Origin of the sequence: Synechococcus sp. R55.3, assembly GCF_047461975.1 — a bacterium.
Classification (GTDB): domain Bacteria; phylum Cyanobacteriota; class Cyanobacteriia; order Thermostichales; family Thermostichaceae; genus Thermostichus.
The window spans coordinates 26,985-32,205 of the sequence record NZ_JANSIG010000028.1; the positions used below are offsets into that span (position 1 = coordinate 26,985).

The 5,221-nt window shown below is 59.4% G+C and carries 6 protein-coding genes; 2 read left to right on the forward strand and 4 right to left on the reverse strand.

The window, feature by feature from the left end; genetic code table 11:
• Positions 1–1,284, forward strand: a 1,284-nt coding sequence (locus NW849_RS06415) for a hypothetical protein (protein ID WP_414356675.1), incomplete at its 5' end; no start/stop codon positions are given.
• On the opposite strand, the gene NW849_RS06420 is transcribed toward NW849_RS06415, so the two are convergent.
• The 4 genes from NW849_RS06420 to NW849_RS06435 all read right to left on the reverse strand — a co-directional run bounded on the left by NW849_RS06420 (position 1,278) and on the right by NW849_RS06435 (position 4,389).
• Positions 1,278–2,486, reverse strand: a complete 1,209-nt coding sequence (locus NW849_RS06420) for a glycosyltransferase (RefSeq protein WP_414356676.1) — start codon at positions 2,484–2,486, stop codon at positions 1,278–1,280. The two genes, NW849_RS06415 and NW849_RS06420, sit on opposite strands and share 7 nt — an antisense overlap.
• 29 nt (positions 2,487–2,515) lie before the next feature.
• The gene (locus NW849_RS06425; RefSeq protein ID WP_011432347.1) at positions 2,516–2,929 is read right to left on the reverse strand and encodes a PH domain-containing protein; all 414 of its coding nucleotides are present in this window, start codon (positions 2,927–2,929) and stop codon (positions 2,516–2,518) included.
• Between the two features lie 75 nt (positions 2,930–3,004).
• Complete coding sequence (locus NW849_RS06430) at positions 3,005–3,511, reverse strand: hypothetical protein (protein ID WP_011432348.1); 507 nt, start codon at positions 3,509–3,511, stop codon at positions 3,005–3,007.
• Between the two features lie 62 nt (positions 3,512–3,573).
• The gene (locus tag NW849_RS06435; RefSeq protein WP_414356677.1) at positions 3,574–4,389 is read right to left on the reverse strand and encodes an ion transporter; all 816 of its coding nucleotides are present in this window, start codon (positions 4,387–4,389) and stop codon (positions 3,574–3,576) included.
• Between the two features lie 148 nt (positions 4,390–4,537).
• Here NW849_RS06435 and NW849_RS06440 point away from each other — a divergent pair, with 148 nt between their 5' ends.
• Positions 4,538–5,176: a Maf family protein gene (locus NW849_RS06440; RefSeq protein ID WP_414356678.1), complete on the forward strand. Its 639-nt coding sequence runs from the start codon at positions 4,538–4,540 to the stop codon at positions 5,174–5,176.
• Positions 5,177–5,221 lie beyond the last annotated feature (45 nt).

The following is a 5,221-nucleotide window of genomic DNA, read 5'->3' on the forward strand; positions in this document are numbered from 1 at the left end:
ATTGAAACCCTCAAGGCGGAATTGCAGCGGCGCGTCGATCCGGCCCGATTTTACCAACTGCAGCAGGAGCTCCTGGAACTGAAACAGCAGGCCAACCAGTTGGGAGAATACGCCGTCAAGCTGCCGCAGGTACAGCTTTTGCAAGCCCAATTGCAGCTCCGCATACAAGAGCTAGAAGAGGAAAAAGCGCAACTGCAAGCGCAAGTCCAAGAGTTGGCCGCTCGACCTTCTGCCCAAGAACTGGAAACCCTACGGGCAGAGCTAGAGGCTGCCCACCGCCAAGCCGAAGCCGAATGGCAACGTTTGAAGACCCATCTGGAAACCGAAAAGGCGCACATGGAAGCTGACCTGAACACTGCCCGGCAACGTATTCGCGAATTGGAAGAGCGCCCTACCCCAGAGCAATGGGCACACTTGCAAGCGGAGTTGGATCATCTGCGCCAACAAGCCTCTTTTGCCAAGGCCGAGCGGGCCACCTTGCTGGAAGAGCTGCAGCAGAGTCAGCGACAGCAGGCCGAGCAAGCTCAACAAATTGCCAAACTGGAAGCGGAAGCAGCCCAGGCCGCCCACCTCAGGGAGACAGAGTCCTCGCAGGCGCAGCGAATCCTGGTCTTGGAGGAGCAGGTGCAGGCTTTGACTCGCGAGCTTGGTGCTTTGCGAGCCGAGCGGGATCAGCTTATCCAAGAGTTGGCCCAGCGTCCCACCCTTGCCCAGTGGCAGGAAGTTCAGCAGCAGGTGCAGAGCACCCAAGAAAGCCTGGAAGAAGCCCGGCGGGGGCGAGAACTGGCCGAGGCCCATCATCTGGTCAGCCAAAAGCAGATCGAGAAGTTGCAGCAGCAGGTGATGGCTTTGAAAACCGAGTGTGTGCAGGCCCACGCCTACGCGCAAACCCAAGAAAAGGAAGTGGCCCTGCTGCAGCAGCGCAATCAAGAACTGGAAGAGCAACTGGCCACACTGCGTCAGTCGGCCTCCGCTTCCCCTCAGCCAGCGGTTGTCGAGCCCAGGTCGAATCATCGGGCCCAGGAACGGATTCCTGCCGCGGCTGACGAGTCTGCTCCTTCCCCGGCGGCACCCAACAGCCGACCCACCACTTGGAGAACACCCACCACAGGGATCCCGCCGCTCACCCTGGACGAGCGGGAAGAAAGTGCCCCGCTCGGCTGGCGCCAACGGACAGAAAGGCTCCTGAAACGCTCCGCTTTGGCCGCTTCACGGGCAGGAGGGGAAACGGGCAGTCGCAACCGGATTGAGTTGCCGACTTTTGTGCAGCGGCGGCCCTACTGAGCGCTCCATTCTCGGGGATCCAACCGTTCTCCGGCTTGAAAACGAGGCCAAGCCCAGCGCAACAGGGCTCCCAGCTGGGCGTGAAATCGCTCCGGGGCAAATTGCAGAGCATGGGCCCGAATCCGCCGGGGATCCCAGTCCTGTCGATCTGCCTGGCGCAGCCCTTCCACCAACGCTTCCACACTGGCTTCGGGGATGAGGATGCCGGTTTGGCCGTGGATGACCGTCTCCCGGACACCTCCCCGGTTGAGGGCAACCACAGGACGACCACAGGCTTGCACCTCCACCGGCACCAGGCCGAAATCCTCCTCCCACGGGAACAGCAGCACCCGGCAATGGGCCAACAGCTCCTGCAGACGGGCTTGCGGTTGATGGGGCAAAAACTCCACCTGCGGCCCCGCCAATCGCTTGAGCCGAGGGAGCTCCGGCCCTTCTCCCACAATCAGCAGACGACGACCCAGCCGTTCACAGGCGGCAATTGCCAGATCCACCCGTTTGTAGGGCACCAATCGGCCCGCCACCAGGTCGTAATCGCCACTGGGATCCGCCACCGGCTCAAACCCCTGCAGCGGAACGGGCGGGTAGATAACAACAGCCTCGCGGCGGTAGAGCTTGGCAATGCGGCGGCGAATGTGCTGGGAGTTGGCGATCAACAGATCTGGACGTTGAGCTGCCAGAAAATCCCATTGGCGCAAGCGGTGCAGCAGCCATTGGCCAATTGCGCCAACAGGCCCGCTTCTCCCCAGCCCTTCTCGCTGCAGATACAGCTCCCGGTTCTCCCAGAGGTAACGGGTGGGGCTGTGGATGTAGCTCAGGTGCAGGGTAGAGGCTCCCGTCAGGATCCCTTTGGCAAAGGCGTGGCTGCTGGAGATCACACAGTCATAGCCGGAGAGGTCGAAGCTCTCATAGGCCAACGGCATCCAGGGCAGCAGATACTTGAGGCGGGCGTGGTAGTCAGGGCGCAACACCCCCAGCCACTTGGCCCAGCCTTGCAAAAAAGAGGTGTGAATCGACAGCTCCTGCCAGCTCGGCGGCAGGGTGTGGGCCGAGAAGAGACTAACGTAAAGGGGGGCCTGTGGGGCAAAAGCCACCAGCTCCTGCAAAACCTTTTCCGATCCCCCCGGCCAGATCAGGTACTCGTGCACCAGGGCCAGGCGCTCAGGCCAAGCGGGATCCCGGCTGGGAAGAGTGGGGACAGCCACAGGAAGGGATCCCCAAGGCTCAGGCACGGTCAGGACTTGGCAGAGCGGCGCTTTTTGCCAATTGGGCCGCTCACCTGCTTGGCTTTCTCGTCGATCCGCTCATTGATGTAGTTGTAGATCTCGCGGAAGCGAGGCAGGGCCCGCATCTCCAGGCGACTGCCGTCCTTGAGGGTGAGCACCATGTCTCCCCACACGCCCAAGCCACGGGGCACCATAACCACCTTGGCAATCTCGCCGTAGATTACATCTGAGCGCTCCTTGCCGCCCCATCCCCCAATCACGGTGATGCGACGATTGGTAATCCGATAGTGTACCCACAGCTTACGCACCAGTGCCCCCACAAACAGAGGCAAGCCGACAAGTGTAGCCCCAATGAAGGAGTTCAACACCAAATCGCCACTGTGGGGGCCGCCCTCAAAAAAAACCTCCTCTTGCACCGCCATGCAGAGCACCGTCCGGTTGTTTAGAGTGTTGCCGTTAACGATCTTAAACGATTTCTCAGCTTTCCCCAACTGGGGCTAACGGCAGGTTCGGGATTGGGTCAGCCTTCGGACGGCTTGTAGGGAACGGCAGGTGGCCAAGACCAGGTAAACAAACAACACCATCACCACCACCGCCACCGCTGCGGCTCCGGCATTACCCAGCCAGCCCCACCCTTCCAGCCCCGTCAGGGCCACCAAAGCCCAAGAAGCCGGGTGCAGCATTCCCCCCAACAGGAGAATTTGCGAGAGCATTTGCCCAGCCGTAAAGCGGGATCCCAGCACCACCAGGGCCAGTCCGCCGCCGATGTTGATCAACCCCATGTTGCCCAAAAAGGCGTAGCAAATGTGCCAGGCGTACTTTTGTTTGGGCACCTCCTGCCAGAGGAGGGGCTCGGCAGGGATCCCCGAAGCCTCCTGGGGGGCGAGCGGCAACGGCTGAACTTGGCTGAGGATCCAGCCGAGGACAATGGCGGCAACCAGCATCGCCACGCCCGCCTTCACGTTCAGCTTGCCGGGGATGGTTAGCTCGGGGTGGGCCAACATCGCAGATCCTCCTGCAACCCGTCCTAGCCTATCCTGTCTTTGCCCCAAATTGGCCAACAGCCTCAATCCCTTGGATAGAGCAGTGTGCCACAGCGTTTGCAGAATTGGGCATCCCCATCGTGCTGGGAGAGGCCACAGCCTGGGCAGGCCCACTGTACCGAGTTGCCGCTTTTTACCAGTTGCTTGATCAACTCCCCCACTTGCCAAGGGATCAGGGCTATGCCCGTCAAGATCATCAACACTGTCAGCAGCCGGCCCAGCTCAGAAGTGGGGGTGAGATCCCCAAACCCCACCGTGGTCATGGTAACGACGGAAAAGTAGAAAGCATCCAAAAAGGTGGCAAAAACACCAGGATTCACTGGATGTTCTACCTGATAGATCAGCCCAGAGTAGACGAAAACAATGGCAAAGAGGGTGAAGAAAATGCGCAGCAAAATGCGGCTATCGGCGGAGATCACTTGCCCAAACAGGGTTTTGCCCTCCACCAGGCGCAGCAGCCGCAAAATGCGAAACCAGCGCAAGAGGCGGATGAAGCGAATATCGGTTAGCCCGGCAAAAAAAGGCAAAATGGCGAGCAAATCGATGAGCGAATACAAGCTCACGACATAGCGCAACTTCTGCGGGGCCGCTGCCAGTCGGAGCAGATATTCCACCACAAACAAGCCGAGAATGAGGCGATCCACCCGCTCCAGCCAAAGACGTACCTCAGGGGGAATGGGATAGGTTTCCACCACAAAGAAGGTGGATGAACAGAAAACCAGCGCCGCCACCAGCAAGTTCACCCAGCGGCTTTCCGGAGTGTCTTGATCCCCCCAATAGCGCTGAAGGATCCCGGAACGGGCAAGATCGAGATCAGCTTGGGTGGGGAGAGTGGTCACAAACGGGATCCAGCTGGGAAGATATCGGGAGAGTTTCCTTTCAACGCCCATCAGGCGCATACTAACTAAGCTAATGGAAACTAGCTCACAGAGCGAACTTCCCCTAAGCAAACGTCCAGGCTTTGGGTGTTAATTAGGTGTTGAGTCGATGTTGCCTCCTATCGTACTGGCCTCGCAATCCGCTGCCCGCCGCCAATTGTTAAAGGCTGCCGGGATCCCTTTTCGCGTTCAGCCCAGCTATTTTGACGAAAGCCAAATCAAAAGCTCAGATCCCGTGGAGCTGGTCCAGAAGCTGGCCTCGGCAAAAGCAGAAGTGGTGGCGGCCCAGCAACGGGAGCCCGTCTTGGTTGTGGGGGCCGACTCCGTGCTCTACCTAGATGGCGAGATCCTGGGCAAGCCGGCCAATGCTCTGGAGGCGGAACGGCGCCTGCGGCAAATGCGGGGCGAAGTGGGAGAGCTCTACACAGGCCATGCCTTAATTGACACGAAGCAGAACCGTCGCCTCACCCACTATGCGGTGACGCGGGTGTTTTTTGCCAAGCCCAGCGACGAGGAAATCCGCGCCTATGTGGCCACCGGTGAGCCGCTCAATTGTGCTGGCTGTTTTGCCATCGATGGCCGCGGCAGCCTGTTTGTGGAGCGGATCGAGGGGTGCCCCGGCAATGTTATCGGGCTGAGCTTGCCCCTGCTGCGGCGCATGATGCAGGAGTTGGGCTATTCCCTCACCGATGCTTGGAGCATGACTCTAGTCAATGATAAGCTCAACTATACTGAAAATAATGTATAATATGTTCAGTACGGATTACTACCAGTTGATCTTTCTGTTTACTTT

Excerpts from the sequence above, each read along its gene's own strand:
- NW849_RS06425 (WP_011432347.1), bottom strand. The coding sequence starts at position 2,929 with ATGGCGGTGCAAGAGGAGGTTTTTTTTGAGGGCGGCCCCCACAGTGGC.
- NW849_RS06430 (WP_011432348.1), bottom strand. The coding sequence starts at position 3,511 with ATGTTGGCCCACCCCGAGCTAACCATCCCCGGCAAGCTGAACGTGAAG.
- NW849_RS06440 (WP_414356678.1), top strand. The coding sequence starts at position 4,538 with ATGTTGCCTCCTATCGTACTGGCCTCGCAATCCGCTGCCCGCCGCCAA.